Raw genomic sequence first — 22,665 nt, 5'->3', positions numbered from 1 at the left:
GGCTTTTTCTTTTCGCCTCCTCATAATTTCACAGTGTGAACCACTCATTCACAGCAATATCCTTTTCGTTTTCATGGAGGAACCCATTGGTGCGGGAATCATACCGATACAACTTCTCGTATTGGTTCGCGCGGCCAACGATATCCTCAATTCCATCTGAAATATAGTGAACATCTTCAAGACCCATTGTCGGATGAAGCGATACCCTTACCCAGCCAGGCTTAACGTAATGATTCTGCCGATCGATTTCGCTCGTGATTTTTCTCGACTGCTCCTGTCCGATATTTAGCATATAATGTCCATATGTTCCAGCGCATGAACATCCACCTCTGACCTGAATGCCATGCACATCATTCAGGAGCTTTACCAACAGATTGTGATGGACCGTCTCACTGTAAAACGAAACAATGGGGAGACGTTCCTTTTTTCGCTCCTCAAGAATTTTGATCCCCCCTATCCCTTGTAATCGTTGAAACAAACCATCCAACAGCCTTGTATCTTTCTCCTTTATAGCCGACACACCCATCTGTTCCTTAAGTCGGATCGCCAGTGCTGCACGAATAGCCTGCATAAAGCCAGGTGTGCCGCCGTCCTCTCGTTCTTCTGGATCCACGATAAACGACTTCTCTCCCCATGGATTGGTCCAATGAACGGTTCCCCCTCCTGCCCGTTCAGGGATCTCATTTTCATAAAGTTCCCGTTTAAATATCACAATACCTGACGAACCAGGTCCACCAAGGAACTTATGTGGGGAGAAGAAAATCGCATCGAGGTGAGCTCCCTTTTCTTCTGGATTCATATCGATCTCCACATAAGGAGCGGAAGCTGCAAAATCTACAAAACAATAGCCATCATAGGCATGCATCACTTTAGCGAGCTCCCGATAAGGAGTTTCGATCCCCGTTACATTTGAACAGGCTGTAAACGAACCAATTTTCAGTTTCCGATTCTGATATTCACGAAGAACCCTTTCCAGTTTTTCAGGACATACATCTCCCTGATCATTCACAGGTGCAATCACGACATCAGCAAGTGTTTCTTCCCACGTGGTTTGATTGGAATGATGCTCCATGTGGGTCACAAAAACAACAGGACGCTCACTTTCACTTAGAAGCACCCTCTCTTTGTACCGCTCGTGAACGGTTAATCCTAATAATCTTTGAAACTTACAAAGGGCTCCCGTCATTCCTGTGCCCTCAAATAACAAAACGTCTTCATCCTCTGCATTCACGTGTTTTTTGATGATGGTTTTCGCTTCCTCATAACTTTTCGTCATGCGCGTGCCTGTCACATTCGTTTCCGTGTGGGTATTGGCCACAAAAGGACCGAACTTATACGCCATCTTTTCTTCAATCGGCTGATACAACCTTCCGCTTGCTGTCCAGTCTGCATACAGCAACCGTTTTCGTCCAAAAGGTGTTTCAAAAACGGTGTCCTGTCCGATAATGCCTTCCCCAATAACCTCAAACGTTTTTCGCTCCATCTCATTCACCCTTTGCTTTTTTAATCCATTGCCAGTTCACCCGTGTTCATCCTTTATATCTTACCTGAAAAAACACTCACCTCGTTTTTTTCCATAAAAAAAGCCCTCGCAACGACTGCGAAGGCATAAAAATGAGCATCTTGTATTCAACTTGCATCGTCTTATGCTATTCGGGTTACATCCGCTCTCCCGCAACTCCTGGAAGCTCATAATCATCCCATAAAAAGTAAGCATCCCATGAACTGCTGTAAGAATGGAAATCATCCTGGAAAAAGGTCTCCCACTTCTTAACCATCCCATCCATGAGATCACGATAATCACTTTTTAACGAGGCTGCACATATCGACGAATGACTCCATTCCTTGTAATTCTCGAGGATCGCAAAACGATTGATTTTGTAACCGTAACCATTCACCTTCTGAAAACGAACGTTAACAGATATATTCATCGCATTCTTAGGCAGCCGTTTTAAAATACCCTTTTTCATATATTCCATCAGCAAAAGGTTATCCCTGGTATCAACCTCATCGATTTGCAACACATCGATCAAAACCGTTCCCACATCATTGATTCTTAACATACACTCTCCCTGTTGTGGTGATTCACTCTTCTCCCCAAGCCCTTTGTAATTATGTTCATCTTCTTTTTTCATTTTCTTGTCTGAATCTTGTTTCTTCACTTATCATCACCCAATCTTTCATGTATTGTCCTTTATCCTATGCGAGAAATACGTGGTTATGAACAGGTCTTCGCCTTTATAAACCGTGAACATTCATGTACAAAATAATGTTTACCAACCTTTTTCTGTTTTGCATTTAAAAACAGATCGGAAGAGCTTAGTCCTATTAAGAACTGGAACCCCCTCGATTTATCCATGAGGGAAGCATCAGCACAACAAAAATCCTCGTAGATCTCTTCCGAGTTTACAGGGAATGTCACAACTCCTACAAGGTCCCGCGCACCAAACTTTCCCAGACAGAACTTCGCGCAGCGGAGTCCATCCTGCTGAAACGCCTAAGGAAATAAAAAAGGCGCAACCCTCTCTGGGTGCGCCTTTTTGGTAAGGGTTCCTATTCCCTTGAGGGTTCATATTTCCCAAGATAAAGCGAGTCATGGATCCCCCACCACGATTGGTAGAGAGGAGCAATCTTTTCGTCGAACTCCTCGTCATCCACTTCCTGAAAATGATCGAAAAAATCATCATTTGCTGTACATCCACCAGGTGATTCCCCTATGTATAAAAGAAGTAAGTCAGGGTTCACATCCTGCATCGTTTTCAGGACCTGGTAAGCATCCTCGCTCATCGGAGGCCAACTCATAAGGACAATATCGACCTCGGCCCCGTATTTCTTCACCGCTTCTGTCGCTTCAAGTGGTTCTACCTCTGTCTTCACGTCGGAGCCACTAATCCATGAAAAGTTGTCAGTCGCCACCACATCGACACCCATCTCACGGAGTGCATAAGACAACCAACCTCTCCCTGCCATGACTTCTAAACACCGCTTCCCTTTCAGCCACTCTGATAAGGGTTTCACCCAACGCCAGGATACAAATCCATACATCCCGATTCCGACATACTTTTCACGAAGCATCGTGTCTTTTAGTATGTCTCCAGGTTCATAGGACGTAAACGGGTCATGAGATGTGTGTTTTGGCATGTCATCTGGAACTTTGTCCTCCAAAATGATGTCCTCTTCTAATAATTGAGATAGTTTGTTCTGCTCTTTATCATAATCCATGCGATCCCCTCCCTTAGGGCATTCCATTTTCCCTCATTGTATCATAGGCCCTGTTCTGTCATTTTTCATTTCAAACGCCAGTCATTCATCTCCCCTTAACTTTTACGCACTATGAAGATGGAGTCTGCTGGCCAAAAATGATATAAAAAACGAAAAGTCGTCGTTTTCAAGAGCTTGGTAATAGCGTTTGTCTTCGTTTGTAAATTTTGAAATCTTTTACGTATACAGACTCCAATCTTTCTTGGAGGGTAAACATGGGTAAACCTGTCATTCTTTTTTCACCCCCCATCGCTTTCCGACGTTATACTTAAGAAGGAAATCGTACAAATCATAACGAGAGAGGAAGATGATGATGCGTCACGTATACGAATTGAAAGAGAAGAACCAAACCCTTGCCTGGGGCATGGATCATACGGGTGGATTCTTCCTGCAACTGTTTGATGAAAGCGACGAAGAGAACGAAGTGTTGCTAGTCAATGCGGATCAGGGGATGAAATTATCGGGATTTTCCATTGCTGATGAGCACCTCACGCTCCGTCGGATGGAAGAAATTTTAAAAGAAACCCACCCTCCCGCTTATGAAGCATTCAGGAACTTTCTGAAAGAACCTCTGGAAGAAACGTATATTGGCTATGCGTTTAATCAACAGGGAATGTACCAGGAAAAACAGTTCTTAACAACCGTTAAGGACGTGTTCCTGTTTGCTGATTCCATCACCCACACCTATACACTAACGGACATCGGCGATTTGAGAGTCTCTTTCGGAGACGTTTATGGAACAGCTAAGAAAAGTGCGTAATCCAAAAAACCAAGGGTCTCCTTGGTTTTTTTCTACGTTTATATTTACTCATTTCCAATCAATTGGGAACTTCTGCCCTATTCATAAAAAAATCCCCCACACGTTACGTATGAGGGGATTTCCTCCTCGCACGTTACGTACGGGGAGCGTCAATCGATTCGTAGTGGGAACTACGGAACGGTTCTGGGCTCTGGTTAACCCAGTCGGCGCTATGGCCTACTCCCAGATTAGTAGATCATCCGCTCAAAATCAAGTATGATCAGGCTATTCAACGGTAAACGAGCCCTTTGACACAACGTCCCCTTCACCCAGAATCGCTTTGACCGTGTATGTACCCTGTTCCAAATCTCCTGCATTGTATAGCCCTGAAATCATCCCTGTCCAGGAAGGATCAATATCTGTATCATAGGATTCGTACATTTCCCCCTGCTCTCCTTGAAGCACCATAACTTTAACAGAGGTCGTGTTCACTTCTTCCCCTATATCAAATCCTAAGGCTATGTCATCACTTGTCGTAAACGTATTCTTCGTTTCCGCCTCAAAATTTTCATACGAAGAACTAAACCTCATCTCACTTGGCCCGCCTCCCGCTGAATTCACGCTGGAACAGCCCGAAGCAACGAACACTAATACCAATAACCCTGCTAATAGTTTTTTCATGTTTTCTCCCCCTCGCCATTATGAGTCTATCTTCTCACGACTTCTGCCTGAGAATCAACCAATTATTTCTTGTTACAACGGAAACGCGTCTTCATACGAGCAAACAAAAAGCACCCATATGGGTGCTCTTAGGATCATAATCTCTTATACGAAATGGAGTGACTTGCCCATCGGCGTATTTGGCAAATACCCCCTGTTGAAAAATGTGGAGGCTTTATCCGCATAGTTTACCGTTACAGGCAACCGCGCTTTTCGCAGCGAAGCAATATGCATGTACGATAAGTCATGGATATCTTGAAGTATATCCTGAAACGGAAGCGAAGCATGTTTTTGAGTTACTCTGATTGGTTTCGCCATCCCCACAACAGCAGTTGGATTGGTTAAACACATATAGGCGTGATCCTCTTTTGTATACACACGGCCTTGCTCTGTTTTCCATTGATTTCCCTCATAAACAGCCATTCGTCTTCTCGGATTTTTCACAACAGATACGTAATCAAATGCTATATCTAGGCCTTCTAGTTCTCCACTGATCGCTTCAATTTCTTCTTCAAAACCTCCCCCGTCTCGGTGGAACGTCATATGCTCCAGGGTTTCGTGAGGGAAATGGTTCTTAAATTGATGGACGGCTTCCGATACAATATCAACAAGCGTCTCTGACTTGATTTTTTCTCCCGCTTCAAACGAACTGACAGAATCTGCATAGAGTACCCTACCGTCTTTTCCGACGATCTGAACGATGCCTGCTGCGTGAACCCCGTCTTCATGACTTACGTCTAGCCCTATAAAGAGATCAGAGTGTAATTTCTGATTCAAAAGCCAGGACTGAACGCCGCTTTTGGCATAGATGCCAAGCAGAATGTTTTGAATGGAGTAATGGTTTCCCGTGGTGTCCATTTGAATCATCTGTGTCGGCAATCCCTTTCGTTTACCAAGCTCACGCTTAATCACTTCGTAACAGGTTTCGGCTCTCGAATCTTCTGTGATCACAATAACAGGTTCTGTAAACTTACCACCAATGGTTTTTAACGTATTCCGAAGCTCTGAAGGAGAATCAAAACAGACATTTTTATAATCGAGTCCGACGTTCTTAACGTCAATCCCGCGTCCCATGCGCCCTGCTTCTTCCTTTAATTTCTCGACGAAGAATGTGACCTGATTTTTGTCGTGCTCATTCGTCTGAAAACGAGTGAGTACGTTGTTGTCGAGCAAAATGTGAACAGGAAGAGGTTCCGCACCACTCTCATAAATCCCCGCTTTTTTTAATCCATAGTTAATGGATCTGTTGCTGTGCCCATTCCCAAAGGAAAAGGAGGGAGGATTCATCTGATACGTATCATACCCCTGGTTTTCTATAAGGACGTTTTTCTTTGACGTCTGAAACCTAGAACGATTGATCACGTCCATGCCAACATCAATCATCATTTGGAATTTACGCGTTGGATCCATCGTTAATTCCTTCTTAATCTTTTTGATAATCCGACTTCCGAAGCTATTCATGGTACAAATTTGCGAAAGAAGTTCAGGTGCATAAAAGATGGGCTTGCCCCCTTCTTCTTTCGCAACAGATACAACTGGAGAGTCGTCCTTCGCAATAGAAATTTCCTTTGCACGTCCGTTATTACTATAATAATCTTTTATACTTTGGCCGAGGACGGGGTGAACATCCCCTACCTTGACGTCACTCACTTTCTCTACAACGTACTTTTGCTTTCGTTTATCAGTCACTTCCATCCCTATAATGTCTTCATTCTTCTGAAGATTAGTGAGGAGGGATGGGACTCTGAAAAGCTGATGACTTAATTCAAGGCCGACAAAGATTTCCCCGTCTCGCTCAACGGTCGTATCCATTTTATATCGTTTATGTACGTGGACTTCATCTTCTATGTTTTTTGAATCATACGATACAATCTCACTGCCTCTGTAATAATAGGATTTAGCTTTTTTGGCGCCTTCTTTCACAACAGACGCCTGCACCAAACGCTCAAGAAGACGCACTTCACGAGGATTATGTAAATCGATGGTTCGCTGTTCTGACGAAACAGGAGCATGATCCTCCCATTCTTTCAGGGGTTCAAAACTTCCAATCATATTTTCATTAAACGCAACAAGATCGGTTTTGTTTTTCTTTTTAATGACCTGAGCCACATCAAATAACTCGCTGTGTCGTTCGTTCAAATTATTAATGGGTAATACGTAGATGTAAATCGGAACATCTTTTGCGGTTTGGATGAGCTTAAATTGTGATAGCGCGTGATAGGACAATGGTGATCTCCTTCCTGATAGTAAAATACACTTTCACAAAACGTACCACAAACAAAGATAGCGGGCAACTTCCTCCTTACCCGTTCACACATCCCAACTCGTGAGGCACTGCCTTCAAGAAAAAACCTTTCAGGCGAAAATCATCAAGGAGAAGCATTAATCGTCCAAACGATCTGTGCAGCATAAGGAGTGGGTGAAGAAGGGTAATTCACTTCGTCAACGAGTTCTCTTGATACATCAATGTCCAATTTCAATGCATTTGCCCCGAACCCTACGTCATAACTTCCCTCTCCCTCACCAGCATTAGCCACTAACATCGTAACGGAACTCCCGCCATCGATCGTCCATGGACTTCCATTCTGAACCCCAGGAGCTGGAGACGTGGTTCCATTCGTTGGATTAACAGAAGCGGGAGCCGAAAGGGTCAATGATCCTGTTGGAAATGTCAACCCTTTACCCCCAACCTCTGTAATGGCGGTTGCTGAGACGGTCACCGACCACCCCTGCCCTGTCCCTGTCGTGTCTGAAAGCTGAAGCGGAGAAGTAAAGGACGTTGACACCGTTTTACTGCCGTCAAGCGTAATCGTTCCAAAAGGCTGAACAGAAGGCGCTGCGATACTCAAACTTCCACCTGATTTCCATGTGGTGACGGAATCGGTACTCAACTGATCCTCACCATTCGCATTATAGGCTGCCACACCATAATTGTAAGTTGTTTCTGGAGTGAGTCCAGTATCCTGGTAAGTAAGAGAACCTCCGCTGAAGACAGGAAAACCTCCTCTCTCTAACCGATACCCTGTGGCAAGAGGATGGGGATTCCAACCGAAGTCAGCCGTTGTGTCCGTGACGTCTGTATGGGTCAAACTGTTAAAACTGCTGAAATTGACGCCAGTTAAAGGATGGTCGCCACCTGCTTTATCATAGACTTTCCCAACCGTCAGCCTGTCAAAGTCATAGATCGCCAGAAGACCAGGTTCTGCTCCAGTCAGACGGATATTCCGATTCGACGAGATCTCCGTTTGCGTTCTTGCTGTATTCCAAATCCTCATGTTGTGTAAACGACCATCAAGGTAATCATACGGGACTCCTAAATCATATTCCATGCCGACCTGAAATCCGTTCGCATCATAAAACCCGCGATCAGCCACCGACCCAGACCAAACCTGAATCCCATCCTCATACACATATCCAGTGGTACCGTCAACAACAAAAGCAACATGAACCCACTTTCCGTACGGAGCTTTCACGCCCGTTTCAATCCCTGTGTACCCAGCAGGCATATCGGACCCAGAGGATCCGTCAACAATGTGATACTCTCCATTCCGCACCGTGAAGATGAGATTATCGTATCCGTCTGCTCTGTTTTTCCCAAACAATACCTGGCTGGAGTGATTATTCAAAAAGACCCACGTTTCCATTGTAATGGAAGAACTGCCACTTCCCACATTTCCATATGTGGTATCGGATCGGAAGTAATTACTTTGCCCATCAAATTCAACATGAGGCCTGGTATTCAGCAAAACGTACTCAGGAACAGAAATTCCGTACCTGCTTTCAGCCTGTATGCTGTAAATGGTCTCATCTGTTGTTATATCCTTGCCGCTGCCAGTGTCAAGAGCTGTCGTTCCGCTCACATTATTATACGCTGTGGAAGTAAGGGTTTCCTTAATATTATAGGTTTCAGCCCCAGTTACAGGGTCCCACGACACCCGATTATCACTTCCTTCCCTTACCACAGAAGAATGAAGAGGAGGAGCCTTGAATCCCGTCCCGTATCCCGTATGACCATAAGAAGATAAATCTTTCAGAGACTGAGTGGTCACATCTTGTTCTGTTATGTAATACCCCCTCAAACCATTTTCGTTGCCGAACAACCGCTGGTTCATATAACGTCTGATTTGTTGCTGGGTTCTCGGGGTAGACCACATTCGGATGTGACTCATCTTTCCGTGGAAAAAGTCTCCATAGTAACGAGAGTCTTTCTCCATTCCCAAATACCACGGGTTTCCATCCCAGTTCCATCTTCTCGCCACATAACCTGACCAGACAAGGCTTCCGTCCTCATAAATATACCCTGACAAGCCGTCAACAACAAACGCGACATGCACCCATCTGTTAATCGGAGCATGCACCCCTGTATCCACACCCCCGCCACCTGGGTTAAAATGATATTCTCCGTAACGAAGGCCAAACAGAAAATGATTGGTACCGCTTGTGCTGTTTTTTGCCAGCATAAACTGATACGCGTCTGAATCAAAATAAACCCAAGCTTCAAACGTTATGTCCCCCGTCCAATAAGCATTTCCAACTCCGTTATCGAGTTCAAAAAACTGATCCCTTCCGTTAAAGGATAATGGATTTTGAAACGGCAAACCAAAATCTGTCCGAGCCTGTATGGTATCTGCCAAAGAACCATAACTGTTTTGCACTTCCAATTCATATGTATAAGTGGTGTCCGCAGTCAGTCCTGTATCCGTAAACGTGTAATCAGAAAACGCACCCGTATTTACATACGTATCGATGACCATTCCGTCACGCTTCAGAATGTACGTTTCTCCGTCTTTTACACTGTCATAGGACATTGTGCTGCTGGTCGTGGTGGAATCACTTTGCCCAAACGACAGGGGACCTCCAGGAGAAGCTGTTGTGGTCGCGACGGTGTATTGATATATTTCTGGCTGAGGTCGAGTTGTTAAAGAAGTTCTGACTTCAATATCATAAGTCGTTCCAGGAGTCAGGTTGTCGAACGCATACGTCCCTGCTGAACTTGAGGAAGACGATACCAAAGTCCCATCTAAATAATATTCATGCTGATCAAAATCCGCGCTCGTGCAGGTATAAGAAATGCGGACAGAACGATTGGAGACTTCTGCAACATCCACCGTTAAACATCCGCTTGTAAGAGAGATGGTTGTGCTGGAACTTTCGCCGTCACTGTTACGCGCTGACACGTCATAGGTATAACTTGTTTCTTTCGATAACCCTGTATCTTTGTAAAACGCATCCGTCCCCCTATACACTTCCGTCCCGTCTCGTTTTAAAATATATTCATCCGCACCTGCTGAAGCATCCCAGAATACCCTGATCTCTCTCCCGTTCCTGAAATCCTCCTGAATGCTTGACGGAGCAGACGGTGCCACCGCATATACTCTTTGCGCAGGGTAAAAAAACCACCCCCAAACCCACACCATAAAAATGATAATTCCCCATACTTTCTTCAAACGTTTAGAAATGTTAACGCACCTCCTGTTTTAGCACGATTTTCTGAATATATTTTCCTACACTATCCCAAAACCCTCTTTATTCTTTCGTTTTGATCCATTATTTACACCATCGAACGTGAAAAAATAGTTGAAATGGTTTTTAATGCAAAGTACTTTTCTCGTGATAGGATATGGTAACTACAATAAGAGAGGAAAGATACGATGGAGTTAAAAGAATTGAGAATTCAACGAAAACGGATCAGGATCGAGAACGCAAACAATCCAAAAAGACACGTATATGTATTTTTGCCTCTTCATCCGAAGGAGCTAGACGACATTATTGAATTCCTATCAGGGCATAACGAGTACGGAATGAATGAGGAAATGATTAAAAGCTTTTATAGCATGGGGAATGTGGAAGTTGATGTGAGAGAAGAAAACAAACATGTGGCAGGATTGGCACACAGACTTCCTTCTTACGCCTATGGAAAGAACCCCTCTGTCACAAAACAGAACGGGGAAATTTTTACAGGTCAAAACCGCAGAAGAGGAAAGTCGACGAAGCGCTTGTCAAAAAAACGGATCCGAGGATCCTTACAAACCTTTTTGACAAATAAGGAGGAACTATTGGATGCTTACACGAACTTGACACACCTATCCTGGGAGATCGCTTCTGAGAAAGAAATCACATTCCAATTCTCCCATGGATTAGCTCGTGAACTTTTTTTTCTCCCAACCCTGACGGAAGAAAAAGAGAGCGGCGTCCTGATCCGTGCTGAAGAACCCGACTTCTACCTCGAGAAAAAAGAAGAGGACCCAACGTATGAACCAATGATTGAAGTTTTATACGGGAACATGGACGACGGATACGACAAAAATCTAGACGAAGAATTGTATACCGCAGAAGAGTTTCTCAATCTTTTTAAAGAAGAACGCTTCCACGTCCCCTTATCCAAACGCCCAAAACGGACAATCTGATCAACCCCCCCTTTGCGTAAAAGGGGGTTTTTTACGTATGAACTCGGGTTACATCCGATGTTTGATGGCAGTTGAATTTCTTCATTTCGGTTACCGAGGGATGATATTTTCAGTACTTATTATTTTAATAAGGTTTTGGAGAGCATGAATCTCGCCCCAAAGAAGACATGTTTCCCACACTTGCTCCGCACGAAGAACATGAAAACATAAGAAAAAGAAAGACGGAGGAATGGGTCGCCTGCTGCCCGCCGACAGACCTTCATTGGAATGCAGAAGAAATATTGGAAGAGTTATCCCTGTATATGTGGAACAACCTGTACTTAGAGGTTTTTCTTTCTCCATTCCCATATTTTGTTACAATGGAAGAAACCAAGGAGAGGGAGAGAAGCCGATGCTGTATACACTGGAAGGAAAGCGCATACTGGATGTTCCGTACAAAAAAGACTATGACCAGTGGAGACCTCGTTTGAACGACAAGGATTACGATCAAATTGTAGAAGCTTTAAACGATCACATTGAGGGGGATGAGATCCATACGTCGAGTTTCATCCCTGGTCACGACTGGCGGGGAACCGTTTATGAACCAATTTGGCATGCGTGTAACCACAACGATACGAGAGCTGCTTTATTTTATGGGCTGATCCTTTATAAAGTCATGATTGAACACCCTGAATCCTGGATATGTGGAAAATTTGAAATGAACGGCAAAAAGCTAAAAGGAACAACGTATTTTAAAGCCAAAAACCTGCCTTAATAGGCAGGTTTTGTTATCGGAGCATTTCTTTTCTCAATTCATGTACCATCTTATATACAGCCGAACATTTTTCATAATCAGATATTGTGTAAAGCGGTTCCAGACTCTCTAGTTCCTCTTCCGTGAATAAGAACTCCATCACTCGTTCGACCGTATGACTATTTTGTTCCAAACTTCCCGATGAATGATTCCATCTTTCCATTATTTCATACACGTTTTCCATAAAGGACCCCTCCTGTTCTTATACTCTTATTATAAAACGGAGGAGAACCAATGTCTGCCCACTATGGTGTGAAATTACCGCCCCTGAAGCGGTTCAGATGAAGGTCCGATCTCTTTCAACCTCTCCATGATGTCTACGATTTCAAGAATATCCTGGGGCCTCCATCCATCGATATGCCATTTAAGGATTGCGCGAATCCATTCCTCGCTTGCCCCGTGTGCGCGAAGCCCCTTTTCAATACGGTATAATTCCTGTGATATGGTTTGCAAAACCGTCTTCCTCCCATCGTAAAACCTCGTTTTCCGTCTATTATAAAGCTCGTTTCCTATCACGAGCAAACAGGAGGTGGACAACGCCCCTTATAACGCGTAAAATAAAGACTGTTGACGTAAACAGTTGGGCGGTTTTCTTTCTGGCAGTACCATTCCCACCCCAATCCAAGTAAGGCAACCAATCAAGAAGAAAACCGTTCCGATTTCACCCGTCATACCAAAAGTTGGGACCGCTTCACAGAAATGTCCCATTACGATAGCGTTTCTTCTTTCAAGAAACGCATTCACTCCATCCTCTCGCAAGGAAGATGGAGATATGACAGTCTCTCTTTCCGTTATTAGAGAACTTCAGCCCGCCAGGTGGAACTGGTGGGCTTTATTTATTTCATCCCCCCGTTTCCGAAAGGAGCATTCCCTATGAGCTATGTTTACGTCTTCTTTACCAAAACAGCAGGAGAATTATTGGTGTATGGCAAAAAAGTACACATTCCGCAAACCAGCATCTACTATGTAGGGAAAGGATCAGGCAACAGAGCCTATACGAAAACATACAACGAAGACGTCGCTTTATTTGATCGGGTGTTCGGCCGTGACGTAGAAATCGTAGAAGACGGGCTCACAGAAGAAGAAGCAATAATTCTGGAAAGCAACATCATCGTTCAGCTAAAAGAAGAAGGAACGATTTTAACAAATCGACAGCTTTACCGAAATCTTCGTTCCATCGTAGGGGCAAGTTTCGTTAACGTTTATAAATACAATGTTCCAAAATTTCAAGAAATCGAATAAGCTCCCCTTTTTGTAACTGTAAACAAAAAACGAGGCATATTTGCCTCGTTTTTATCATTCTTCTGATCATGGTTTAAAAGAAGCTCGTGAATTTTTCCGTTCGTTGATCTCCATCACTCTCAGGATATTCTGGTTCATTCGCCCGCCTGACGGGAATTGGGGGTGAGGGTAACGTCTGACGACCGTCTCCCCCTCCACTACTGCGGTTAACTCAATCGGAATGTCCCACAGCCTTTTGAGCCCTCTTATAACACCCTCGGCCTGTTGCAAATCAAGGTTTGCTTCCCCTTCTCTTTGGTGTATCCTGATCACCCCTTCCTCTTCATCATGACGGATTGAAAAAGAAGGATTCCCCTCATTCACAAGCGATTCTAAGAGCGAGGATACAACCTTTTTATAGGACGTTTCCGTCACCTTCCCTTTTGCTCCCACCTGTTGGTAGAGATACAAATGACAGCGTTCGAACACGTCTTCTGTCAGATAGTTTCGTATAAAACTACTATCAGAATGGAGCTCTCTCACCTCGAACACTTTCTCAAGTCCGTATGTGCGCTCGATTCCTTTGAATACTTCATACCCGATATGATACGGATTGATCGATCCTTCCTGAGGAGCAATCACCGACGAATGGAGTTTCGAATAATCGATGATTTCCTCGGGGGACAAGGAGAGTTCTCGCATGATTTTCGCATGCCAGAACGTCGCCCACCCCTCATTGATGATTTTAGTCTTCACCTGAGGCAAAAAGTACGTGTACTGGTCCCTTATTACTTCCAGTAAGTGACGCTCAAACTCTTCTAAATGAGGACTGTTTTCAGCGTAAAAGGTTAAAATGTCAGGGTGTTCCTGTACGGACAAGGCCACCTCGATCACATCTTCTACCCGCTCTTTCCCGTATTGTTCCTCGTAATCAGAGAACAGTTCCGTCGCTTGCTTCAACTGTTGCAGCATCCTTTTGTCCGTCTTCTTAAAATGAACGTTGTGTTTAAAAAAATCACTATGGGCAAGGACATGAGCAACAATCAATTTATTTTCGATTTCTTTATTCTCCTCAAGCAGAAATACATATGAGGGATCCGTGTTGATGATCAGTTCATAAATTTTCATGAGCCCCTTATCATACTGGGTGCGCATCCTGTCATAACTTTTGCCAAACGTCCAATGAGAGAAACGGTTTGGCATCCCATCAGAAGCAAACGAAAGCATTACACTGGAAGGAATCCGCTCATAGACCATATCATAAGGTTCTAACCCAAACCCCTCTGCGATTTCTGTAATCGTTTCAATGTCCTTTCTAAGCATGGTCCCATTCCCTCCTGAACACTTGTTTCAGTGCTTTATAAATGTCTTTTCGACTTGAGATCATGACTCTTTTCATGTTGGTATGTCGGACAGTCGAGAGTGGTTTCATAAGAGTGGATTGCCTGTTGTATTGATTGACTTCCACGTAGTTGACCATGTGGCATTTTTGACACAACTCTTTCAGCAATTTCACGCAACGCTTATTATCACTTGTCAGATTATCACCGTCTGAGACATGAAACGCGAATAAATTGTAGTGTTGCGGCGGATAGGACTCCTCAATAAGCCCGAGGGCTTTTTTATAAGCCACAGAACAAAGCGTCCCTCCTGATTCCCCCTTATGGAAAAAGCTTTGCTCATCCACAATATGAGCTTCTGTATGATGGGCGATATAGATGATTTCAACAGAATCATACTTTCGTTCAAGAAACCGCTTCGTCCAGAAGAAAAACGTCCGTGACATATACTTTTCCCAAACGCCCATTGAACCACTTGTATCCATCATAGCGATGATGACCGCATTGGTATCAGGAGATTCCTCGTCCTCCCATTGCCTGTACCGAATATCCTCATCACGAATCCCGATTCCATCTCCGTTGCCGTTTAATGCCTGACGCTTAAACGTTTCTTTTAAGGTAGCACGTTTACTCACATTCGCAACAGACCCCTTATTCCGAATCGTTGTAAATTGAAGGTCTTCTGATTCCACGTTTCGTTCAAGTTTTCTCTCAAGAGGCGGCAGGGAAAGCTCCTGAAACAATGCTTCCTCGATTTCTTCTAAATCAACATCCGCTTCCACTATGTCTTTTCCCTTTTCTGTCCCCGCTCCATTTCCCACTCCGTAAATCGTGGCACCCACACCTTCTAGATCAAACTCATCCCCCACATCGCTTCCGCTGGCTCCAGAACCAAATCCACCCTGCTGTTCAAAACAAAAACGGTACTGAGGCATTACCTCAAGCGGAACCCGAACGGTCCCTCCCTGATGATAAACGAGACCCTCATCAGCCAATGTTTCAGACAGCGACGCTTTTATGGACGCCTGAAGCTTTTTGTCATGGTGCAGGGAATCATGTTGAGACTTTTTGTAGTGTTTCCACTCACCGTCTGCAATTCTGTATGAAGACTTCACGCTCCCCGCCCCCTTACGCTGTTTTATGGATTTCCTCTAAAACATCATTCACAACCGATTCTGCAACAGGAATACTGCACCCTTTTTCGTTCGCGTACGCCCTGACAACGTCTTCGATCTTTTCTTCATTTAAACGAAACGCCTCTTTCATATCACGAAGAGCACGCTTTCTGATCGCACGTTCTAAGTTCGGATGCGACGACAGGGTGAACGAATCCCCTTTTTCCCGATAAAGCGACTCGTGCATCACAATTTCTTCTCTGAACCCTTGTTTCGCACGTTCGCCCACCCCGATAAGCGTTTCCACTTCTCGCATCATATTTTCGTAATCCCGATCGATGGTTTGTTCCATATATGCTTTCGCATGTTCGACATAACGGGCGAAAAGACTCTCTGATCCCCCTTTATCCTGCTCTGTGAAAAATCGGGATACATCCTCTCTCACCGCATTTTGATACCGCCTCTTCGCTGTCTCGAGAAACGTGATATAGTCTTGTTTCAACCGATCCTCAATGGAAGGGTGCTCATGAAGCCCATCCCGAATCCCTTCTAACAAATCATAGGCTGTAACGATTCCACTATCCGCGTTCGCCAAAAGATGAGAGATCACATTAACAATAAACCTTGGGTCTATCCCGCTCATCCCCTCATTTTCGCTTCGCTTTTCTCCCTTTTGGTACGCATCGAGTTTCTCAGAAAGCTTCCCGTCGTCTTTTAAACGGGTTAAAATCGAGAATTCCGCTACTGCCTGAAGGGCAAACGGGGGCAAAAGAGACAAATTAACCTTATTTCCGATGATAGTCTTATACGTTTTCACTTCTTCTTCAACAGAAAGGTTATAAGGCGTATGCACGACAAGCATCCGCGACCGTAAGGCTTCATTTCGATTGTCTGCCACGAATTTTTTATATTCGGTTTCATTGGTATGCGCCAGGATCACCTCATCGGCTGAGATTAAAGCAAATCGACCCGCTTTAAAATTCCCCTCCTGGGTAAGAGATAACAGGTTCCAGAGAAACTTCTGATCGCACTTCAGGATCTCCTGAAACTCCACAACGCCGCGATTGGATATATTCAATTCCCCGTCAAACCGATACGCTCTTGGATCGGACTCGGACCCGTATTCCGAGATTTTCGAGAAATCAATGCTTCCAATTAACTCCGATACGTCCTGCGTCTTCGGATCAGACGGACTGAATGTGCCAATGCCCGTTCGCATTTGCTCTGAGAGCAGGAGCCGTTTCACAGGAAGTTTCATCACGTCTCCGTCCAGTTGTTCTAATAGCTCTTTTACATACAGTTTCGTGTAAGGGTTCAGTTCCCCCTCAATGGCGATGCCGAGTTCTTTCTCATACGTCTCCCTCAAGTGTTCTGGAACCAAAAGAAGCGGGTCCTGATTCATTGGACATCCCTTAATGGCATAAAGCGCTCCTTCATCGGTTTGGCTGTAAGCTTCCAGCCCTTTTTTAATAAGCGAGGCGATTGTACTTTTCCCGCTGCTGACAGGTCCCATCATGAGAAGCATTCGTTTTTTGGTATCAAGTCCGAGTGCCGCTGGTTTAAAGTAAGATTCCACAAGTTTTGTTGTGGTTTCTCCTATGCCATAAAGATCATCAAAAAAGTGGTATACCTTTCTCCCACTTTCATCAACGGAAACGCCTGCTTTCAGGATCATGTTATACACGCGCGAATGGGCATTCTGGGCAAGATTCGGGTGTTCTCTCACCATCTCCAGGTATTCCCCAAACGTCCCCTCCCACTCCAAATTCTCAGCCGACAGATAAGCGTTCTTCATTGCTTCTTGTACGTTCATCATCATCCATCCTCTCATCTTTTCAACTAGCGTTTCTCGTATTATAGGAGATATTTTCAAAAAGTGAGACGTTTTTTTCATCTCACAAAAAAACATCACGCTACTGCGTGACGTTTTTAGAGTCTGCACTTTCTTTTATTTCTTCATATAAAACAATCATCAACCTGGTCAGCAAGAAACACAGAAACGGTACATAAGCGGCCTGTTCGATTGAAAAGAAGGAAACAGAAACAGTCATAACTACCATGAGCCCCAATCCGAAACGACAGAATTGTTTGTAGTGCCCATCATCCCTCCATTCGCACAAAGACACGGTTATGATCGTCGCCAAAAGGTACATCAAGAACAAGTTGAGGACAAATGTTCCTACGTATGCCGATAAAATGGAAGCCATTACGACCCCTAACACAGCATCTGTGATATAACCTGCCAACCGTTTTGTTCCAATTTTTTCGTATAGTCTTGTCATGGTCATCTCTCCATTCAGTGGTTTCCCCCACTATACAAATAAAAAGAACCTTGTCCATAAAAAAGACTCCCTATTTACCAGTAACGGGTTCAGTTTCGGGAGGGAAAATAGCAAATAGCAATAGAAATAACATGATAATTAGCATACATTCCGAACTGTAATTAACAGTAAAAACAGCAAGTAAATACGCTCAGAATTTTCTGAGCGTATTTTATCATACTATTTACTTTCTTCTTAAATTAAAGCCACATTTATTTGAATACAATATTACTACGAATCCAATTAGATAAAGTCTCTTTATTTTTTCTTACTATTTTTTACTTCATTTTGCTTTTTCTTCTTTTGTCCAGCATAAGTTCCTCCAAATATCGCAATGAACATACTTGTAAATAACACAACCCAACCCCAAGTAGCCACATTTATACCTCCTAACTTTGAAATAGATTTAAACTAAACTGCTCCGTTAGTTGAACAAGCCTATCCTGTTCCTTTATTTATATTTTAACAAATAATCCCAGAAAACCTTTCTTAAAGGTGGAAATAGTCATAACTAACATCACAAATAGCAACGAAAATAACATAGCTTTTAACACACTATTTAGCACCTTAATTGTCAGCGGTACATAAATCTATGTACGGTTGTTAAAAAGGTTGGTATTTGTAATGTGAATTATGGTGTTAAAAGTTAATGAATGTTGTTATATCAATAAAAATAGGAGTACAAAACGCTGTGCGATTTGTACTCCTATTTGATGTGTTATTTATTGTTTTCTCTTCTAAAACTGAACCCGTTAATTTACCAGGAGGTTCTTCATCCATTTTATCCATTGTGTTTTTCAAATTTCTCGCGGTTGACACATACTGATCACCAAATACACGAACGATTCCAGCGATCCGCTTATTGTTTTCTGTATAAGGCATAACTCCCTCGTTCTTCACCTCAGAAACCACTTCTTCAACAAGCTGATGCGCGAGTGCTGCCTTTTGCTTTAGGGTGAGTTCCTTTATGTCGATCCGATCATGATTAATAGGATCCCTTCTTTCCGTTTTCACCATCATAGCATGCCCTAATCCTTCCTCCCCCAAATAACATTCCTATATTGGAAAAAAGTAGCACATGCGATATAATAAAAGGGACATCTCCTAAATGTCACGTGATGATCGTCTCTTACGCATCACGAAACTAAGGCATCTCTGAATGCAGGATCCTTTGCTTGTCAAGGCCGTGCAGAGGTTACTGGAAACCCCTTGCCTATAACACGTGAGCAAGGGGTTTTTACATATGTTATTTCCTTTGGAATTTCTTGTATGCCGAAAGATCAATTTTTCTTCCGATCATATCGATGATCTTTTGAGCGCGATCGACATTTCTCGGGGTTAAAAAAGAGACACCATCAGCACAGCGAACCACATCGTCCTCATCCACATAAAATCGTCCTGTTTCGGTGATGCAGTACGGTTCATCATTCTCAAGAATGGTAACCGCCCTCAATCCGTATTCATCAGCAGTGCCGATCTCGATCTCAATCGTTCCATCCACAGGCTTGTATACGTTATTCAAGTCTACCATCACATATCAACCTCCTGTCTCGCATTTCTTTTCATTATACACCTTTCCAGTCCCCCGTTTGAAATCTGGAACGACCATAAACAAAAGGAGATTTACCATGACACACACAAAAAAAGAATCGGTTCACGAATGGATTTCTGAAGCATCGGAATCCCTCCGCAAACAAATTTGGAAGGAAGATGCACTGCAAGGGTTATCCATCACGTCAGTCTTAGCTATTTATGCATTCAGCACGCGAATTTTTGGCCTCTCTTGGATCCTGCTCTTTTACTCCGTCCCTTTCGTTTTGTGTTACGTATCCCTCTGTCGGTATTCCATACACCGAAAAACGAAGACGTATATCCTGAAGGAGTACAGAAAGCTTCTTCAAGAATTTGAATAATGGGATCAGCACTCTGGGCAGCCTTCACCATGCTGTGTTCGTTCCAAAGGAGAAGCTTCCCACTCGTGACCCTGGTCGCAAACCCAAGAATACTCTCGGGTATCATAAGAAGAGGTTGTCGTAGCTTTCTTCTCATTCTTTTCCGCGTCCCATTCCTTTGCCAGAACGGGATAGTACGCAGCAAGACTGTTTTGTTTTCGGATTTTATCACTGCAATGGGGGCAGTTCGTTCCGTTCGTCCGCTTCCCTATACCAGCAATGTAGGGATGACCATTCGGACACAGCCACCAAACCTTCTGCCCCGATCCAAATGAATAATGAATCGGCTCGACGGTTCCATTTAACGTTGGATGCCATTCTTTTGCGATATCTGGCTTTGTAACCGCAAGGTTCTTCTCCACACCCTGCGTCCTTAATCGTTCCGCAACCTCAGAAACAACCGCATTCGCATGCGGCACCTTTTCACGATCCAGAGTAAGATTGTGCTCTTTTTCAATCCACTGCAACAACTCCTCCATTACGAGCTGAAAGGAAGCATCGGAGTAGCTATTTTCCCGAACAATATTGAAACACCCATATGTTTCCGATAATAACGCCGTCCCTTCTGCCCTTCGTTTTTCACGGATACGGATCAGCGGGACCCCTGCTTCATAAAGCGCTTTGTTCTTTTCGTCCTCTCGTTTTCTCAACGACTCCCCGTGATAAAACGCTCCGTCATATTCGATAGCAAGCGGCAGACTCGGAACATACACATCCACTTCTTCCCCATTCACTCGTTCCCGATTCGTCACGTCTTTAAAGAACGGTTTTAACATATGGAAAAGGAGCTGTTCTGGATAAGATGTGCTCATCCCTGATGAGCAATCAGGACATCGGTTTCCGTTCACCCGATTCCACACATTCGCTTCCCATTCATGACCGTACTGACACTTCCACCACACTTTTTCATGCGTCGCATATGATACGTTTTCAGGCGTCAGCTCTCCGTTATGAGTCGGATGCCATTCATGCACAAGGCGCGGAGCGATGGTTGCGAGCGCATTTTCTTCTGTTGTATAGAATCCGCGGCAATACGGGCATTTGTTTCCCGCATTCCGACTGTGAACCGTAGCTTCCCATTCGTGGTTTTTCTCGCACTTCCACCAGCGCTTATGACTTGAATTTGCAATCACATCGTCTGGCGTTAACTCTCCGTTATAAGTCGGATGCCACTCGGCAGCAAGGTTAGGATTCGCATAAGCGAGCGTATTCGTTCCACCTGCTATTTGATTTGTGCATACGAGACAACCTGCTCCCTTAGCTCTCGAAACAGGCGTTGTTTCCCATTCATGTCCATGTTCACATTTCCACCATACTTTTTTTGTGGAACGGCTGGTCACATCATTCGGCGTCAGTTCTCCGTTCAAATGGGGGTGCCACTCTTTTGCCTTATCGGGGTAATGATTCGCAAAACAGTTATCAGGGTGAACAAGGCGACCCGCGCAATAGGGACATCCCTTCCCTTTTGCCCGATTGGATATCGTCGTTTCCCAGGCATGTTCGGCTAACACGCCGTTCGGACAGAGCCACCAGGCCTTTTTACTCGATTTCGGCGTACGATCGGCTGGTGTGACGTCGCCATTGTACTCAGGATGCCACTCGCCAGCAAGCGCTGGATTTTGCTTCGCTAAGTTGTTCTCCCCGTTCACGCGTCTATTCCCGCAGTAGGGACAATTGTGATTATGATAGACGCGGTTACTTAGTTTCATATCGTATGTGTGCCCTTTTGGGCATAGCCACCATACCTTCTTTCCGTTATGGGCGGAAATATCATAGGGTGTCTGATCTCCATTCTTTATTGGATGCCATTCCTCAGCAAGTTTTGGATAGACGACTCCAAGACTTTTGGAACGAGGAGACCTCGTTCCTTTACAAAACGGGCAACCTGATTTTGTGGCGGTTCGGCTAACGACAGCTACTTCCCACTCGTGATCCTCCGCTTCAGGACACTTCCACCACACCCTTTCTTTAGAGCGATAATGGATCTCCTCAGCCGTATGCTCACCATTTTTTGTCGGATGCCATTCGGCCGCGATCTGAGGATATTTATTTGAAAGCGATTTTTCCACTACATTCACCTCTGTTTGTTATCATCCATGCAAAAAACCGCCCAAGAATCGGACGGTTTGAACAGATGTTTTATTCTAGTTGGGCTATAAGCAAAAAAGCACAGGCAGGGCGGCGTATCCTGCATCTCTGTTGACTAGACAATAGGTGAGGATTCGCACCTCACATGTTCGCAGCTTGTTTCAGGGCGCCGCTGCCGTTTGGGTCCTGCTGAGACATCTCTGTCGTACTCACTAGGACGAACTTCAAACCCACGTAAGCGTCTACCTATTCCGCCACTATCGATCTAGCGCGTGGGGAACCTTTCCCACCTCTGCGCTTTAAAAACATAAAAAAAGCCAGAAGCCCTTCAAGGGAGGTCTGTCTGACGCGAGTGCGAACACCCTCTGCCCTTTTCACTGGACTTATCTCTGGCTGTGTGTGAAATTACTTCTTCATTATAACGGATATCAAAAGAAGAATCAAAGCGTTTTTCCCCTCCCCCTCCCCTGTTGTGCTACGATAATGAAAACCTGCTTAGGAGGAAAGGTAATGGATGACCTGAAACAACTCAGAGAGGATGCTCTCCTCTTTGTTCAAAAACACAAATCAACCATTCTTTCTTACTATCATAAACAACCCCTTCCACAAAAAATAGTTATCAAAACAGCCCTCAAAAAATTAAAAATAGATATTAAAGAAATCAGTTAAAAACCCGATCTTATCGGGTTTTTCTTTTCTTTTTATCAT

The 22,665-nt window shown here is 44.1% G+C and carries 22 protein-coding genes; 6 read left to right on the top strand and 16 right to left on the bottom strand.

What is annotated here, in order from left to right; all coding sequences use genetic code 11:
• Positions 1 to 28: 28 nt before the first annotated feature.
• The 3 genes from IMZ31_RS22090 to IMZ31_RS22080 form a co-directional block, all read right to left on the bottom strand.
• A complete protein-coding gene (locus IMZ31_RS22090) occupies positions 29 to 1,483 on the bottom strand; it encodes an aminotransferase class V-fold PLP-dependent enzyme (RefSeq protein WP_207530604.1) in 1,455 nt (484 codons plus the stop codon).
• A gap of 175 nt (positions 1,484 to 1,658) precedes the next feature.
• Positions 1,659 to 2,162, bottom strand: a complete 504-nt coding sequence (locus tag IMZ31_RS22085) for a hypothetical protein (RefSeq protein WP_207530603.1) — start codon at positions 2,160 to 2,162, stop codon at positions 1,659 to 1,661.
• A 391-nt stretch (positions 2,163 to 2,553) separates the two neighbouring features.
• Positions 2,554 to 3,222 carry a class I SAM-dependent methyltransferase gene (locus IMZ31_RS22080; RefSeq protein WP_207530602.1) on the bottom strand — a complete coding sequence of 223 codons (669 nt, stop codon included), beginning with the start codon at positions 3,220 to 3,222 and terminating at the stop codon, positions 2,554 to 2,556.
• A 349-nt stretch (positions 3,223 to 3,571) separates the two neighbouring features.
• Here IMZ31_RS22080 and IMZ31_RS22075 point away from each other — a divergent pair, with 349 nt between their 5' ends.
• Positions 3,572 to 4,021: a hypothetical protein gene (locus IMZ31_RS22075; protein ID WP_207530601.1), complete on the top strand. Its 450-nt coding sequence runs from the start codon at positions 3,572 to 3,574 to the stop codon at positions 4,019 to 4,021.
• Between the two features lie 264 nt (positions 4,022 to 4,285).
• Here the strand turns inward: IMZ31_RS22075 and IMZ31_RS22070 are convergent, their stop codons facing one another.
• The 3 genes from IMZ31_RS22070 to IMZ31_RS22060 all read right to left on the bottom strand — a co-directional run bounded on the left by IMZ31_RS22070 (position 4,286) and on the right by IMZ31_RS22060 (position 10,086).
• Positions 4,286 to 4,681, bottom strand: a complete 396-nt coding sequence (locus IMZ31_RS22070; RefSeq protein ID WP_207530600.1) for a hypothetical protein — start codon at positions 4,679 to 4,681, stop codon at positions 4,286 to 4,288.
• A 144-nt stretch (positions 4,682 to 4,825) separates the two neighbouring features.
• Entirely contained in the window at positions 4,826 to 6,946 is a 2,121-nt protein-coding gene (locus tag IMZ31_RS22065) for a Piwi domain-containing protein (RefSeq protein ID WP_207530599.1), read from the bottom strand.
• 143 nt (positions 6,947 to 7,089) lie between these two features.
• Positions 7,090 to 10,086, bottom strand: a complete 2,997-nt coding sequence (locus IMZ31_RS22060; protein ID WP_207530598.1) for a LamG-like jellyroll fold domain-containing protein — start codon at positions 10,084 to 10,086, stop codon at positions 7,090 to 7,092.
• Between the two features lie 285 nt (positions 10,087 to 10,371).
• On the opposite strand from IMZ31_RS22060, the gene IMZ31_RS22055 reads away from it, so the two are divergent.
• Positions 10,372 to 11,127, top strand: a complete 756-nt coding sequence (locus tag IMZ31_RS22055) for a hypothetical protein (protein ID WP_207530597.1) — start codon at positions 10,372 to 10,374, stop codon at positions 11,125 to 11,127.
• Positions 11,128 to 11,518: 391 nt separating this feature from the next.
• Positions 11,519 to 11,881, top strand: coding sequence for a hypothetical protein (locus IMZ31_RS22050; RefSeq protein WP_207530596.1), 363 nt, complete (start codon positions 11,519 to 11,521; stop codon positions 11,879 to 11,881).
• Positions 11,882 to 11,894: 13 nt separating this feature from the next.
• Here IMZ31_RS22050 and IMZ31_RS22045 read toward each other — a convergent pair whose 3' ends face one another.
• The 3 genes from IMZ31_RS22045 to IMZ31_RS22035 all read right to left on the bottom strand — a co-directional run bounded on the left by IMZ31_RS22045 (position 11,895) and on the right by IMZ31_RS22035 (position 12,664).
• Complete coding sequence (locus IMZ31_RS22045) at positions 11,895 to 12,104, bottom strand: hypothetical protein (protein WP_207530595.1); 210 nt, start codon at positions 12,102 to 12,104, stop codon at positions 11,895 to 11,897.
• A 74-nt stretch (positions 12,105 to 12,178) separates the two neighbouring features.
• A complete protein-coding gene (locus tag IMZ31_RS22040) occupies positions 12,179 to 12,373 on the bottom strand; it encodes a hypothetical protein (RefSeq protein WP_207530594.1) in 195 nt (64 codons plus the stop codon).
• A gap of 90 nt (positions 12,374 to 12,463) precedes the next feature.
• Positions 12,464 to 12,664 carry a hypothetical protein gene (locus IMZ31_RS22035; RefSeq protein WP_207530593.1) on the bottom strand — a complete coding sequence of 67 codons (201 nt, stop codon included), beginning with the start codon at positions 12,662 to 12,664 and terminating at the stop codon, positions 12,464 to 12,466.
• Between the two features lie 129 nt (positions 12,665 to 12,793).
• Here IMZ31_RS22035 and IMZ31_RS22030 point away from each other — a divergent pair, with 129 nt between their 5' ends.
• A complete protein-coding gene (locus IMZ31_RS22030) occupies positions 12,794 to 13,162 on the top strand; it encodes a GIY-YIG nuclease family protein (RefSeq protein WP_207530592.1) in 369 nt (122 codons plus the stop codon).
• A 66-nt stretch (positions 13,163 to 13,228) separates the two neighbouring features.
• Here the strand turns inward: IMZ31_RS22030 and IMZ31_RS22025 are convergent, their stop codons facing one another.
• From IMZ31_RS22025 to IMZ31_RS22000, 6 genes are all read right to left on the bottom strand, one after another.
• Positions 13,229 to 14,464 carry a SpoVR family protein gene (locus IMZ31_RS22025; protein ID WP_207530591.1) on the bottom strand — a complete coding sequence of 412 codons (1,236 nt, stop codon included), beginning with the start codon at positions 14,462 to 14,464 and terminating at the stop codon, positions 13,229 to 13,231.
• Positions 14,457 to 15,596, bottom strand: a complete 1,140-nt coding sequence (locus IMZ31_RS22020; protein ID WP_207530590.1) for a DUF444 family protein — start codon at positions 15,594 to 15,596, stop codon at positions 14,457 to 14,459. Before IMZ31_RS22020 ends, IMZ31_RS22025 begins: the two co-directional genes overlap by 8 nt.
• Positions 15,597 to 15,609: 13 nt before the next feature.
• Positions 15,610 to 17,409, bottom strand: a complete 1,800-nt coding sequence (locus IMZ31_RS22015) for a protein prkA (protein ID WP_207530589.1) — start codon at positions 17,407 to 17,409, stop codon at positions 15,610 to 15,612.
• Positions 17,410 to 17,509: 100 nt separating this feature from the next.
• Positions 17,510 to 17,878, bottom strand: coding sequence for a hypothetical protein (locus tag IMZ31_RS22010; protein ID WP_207530588.1), 369 nt, complete (start codon positions 17,876 to 17,878; stop codon positions 17,510 to 17,512).
• A gap of 678 nt (positions 17,879 to 18,556) precedes the next feature.
• Complete coding sequence (locus tag IMZ31_RS22005) at positions 18,557 to 18,937, bottom strand: hypothetical protein (protein ID WP_207530587.1); 381 nt, start codon at positions 18,935 to 18,937, stop codon at positions 18,557 to 18,559.
• A 226-nt stretch (positions 18,938 to 19,163) separates the two neighbouring features.
• Positions 19,164 to 19,448 carry a hypothetical protein gene (locus IMZ31_RS22000; protein WP_207530586.1) on the bottom strand — a complete coding sequence of 95 codons (285 nt, stop codon included), beginning with the start codon at positions 19,446 to 19,448 and terminating at the stop codon, positions 19,164 to 19,166.
• A gap of 97 nt (positions 19,449 to 19,545) precedes the next feature.
• On the opposite strand from IMZ31_RS22000, the gene IMZ31_RS21995 reads away from it, so the two are divergent.
• A complete protein-coding gene (locus tag IMZ31_RS21995; RefSeq protein WP_207530585.1) occupies positions 19,546 to 19,830 on the top strand; it encodes a hypothetical protein in 285 nt (94 codons plus the stop codon).
• Between the two features lie 5 nt (positions 19,831 to 19,835).
• Here the strand turns inward: IMZ31_RS21995 and IMZ31_RS21990 are convergent, their stop codons facing one another.
• Positions 19,836 to 21,938 carry a zinc-ribbon domain-containing protein gene (locus IMZ31_RS21990; RefSeq protein WP_207530584.1) on the bottom strand — a complete coding sequence of 701 codons (2,103 nt, stop codon included), beginning with the start codon at positions 21,936 to 21,938 and terminating at the stop codon, positions 19,836 to 19,838.
• Between the two features lie 529 nt (positions 21,939 to 22,467).
• Here IMZ31_RS21990 and IMZ31_RS21985 point away from each other — a divergent pair.
• A complete protein-coding gene (locus IMZ31_RS21985) occupies positions 22,468 to 22,626 on the top strand; it encodes a hypothetical protein (RefSeq protein ID WP_207530583.1) in 159 nt (52 codons plus the stop codon).
• The last annotated feature ends 39 nt before the right edge of the window (positions 22,627 to 22,665 follow it).

Source organism: Pontibacillus sp. ALD_SL1 (assembly GCF_017355605.1).
Note: the sequence above shows the minus strand (reverse complement) of the source record. Positions and strands in the feature narration are given on the sequence as shown.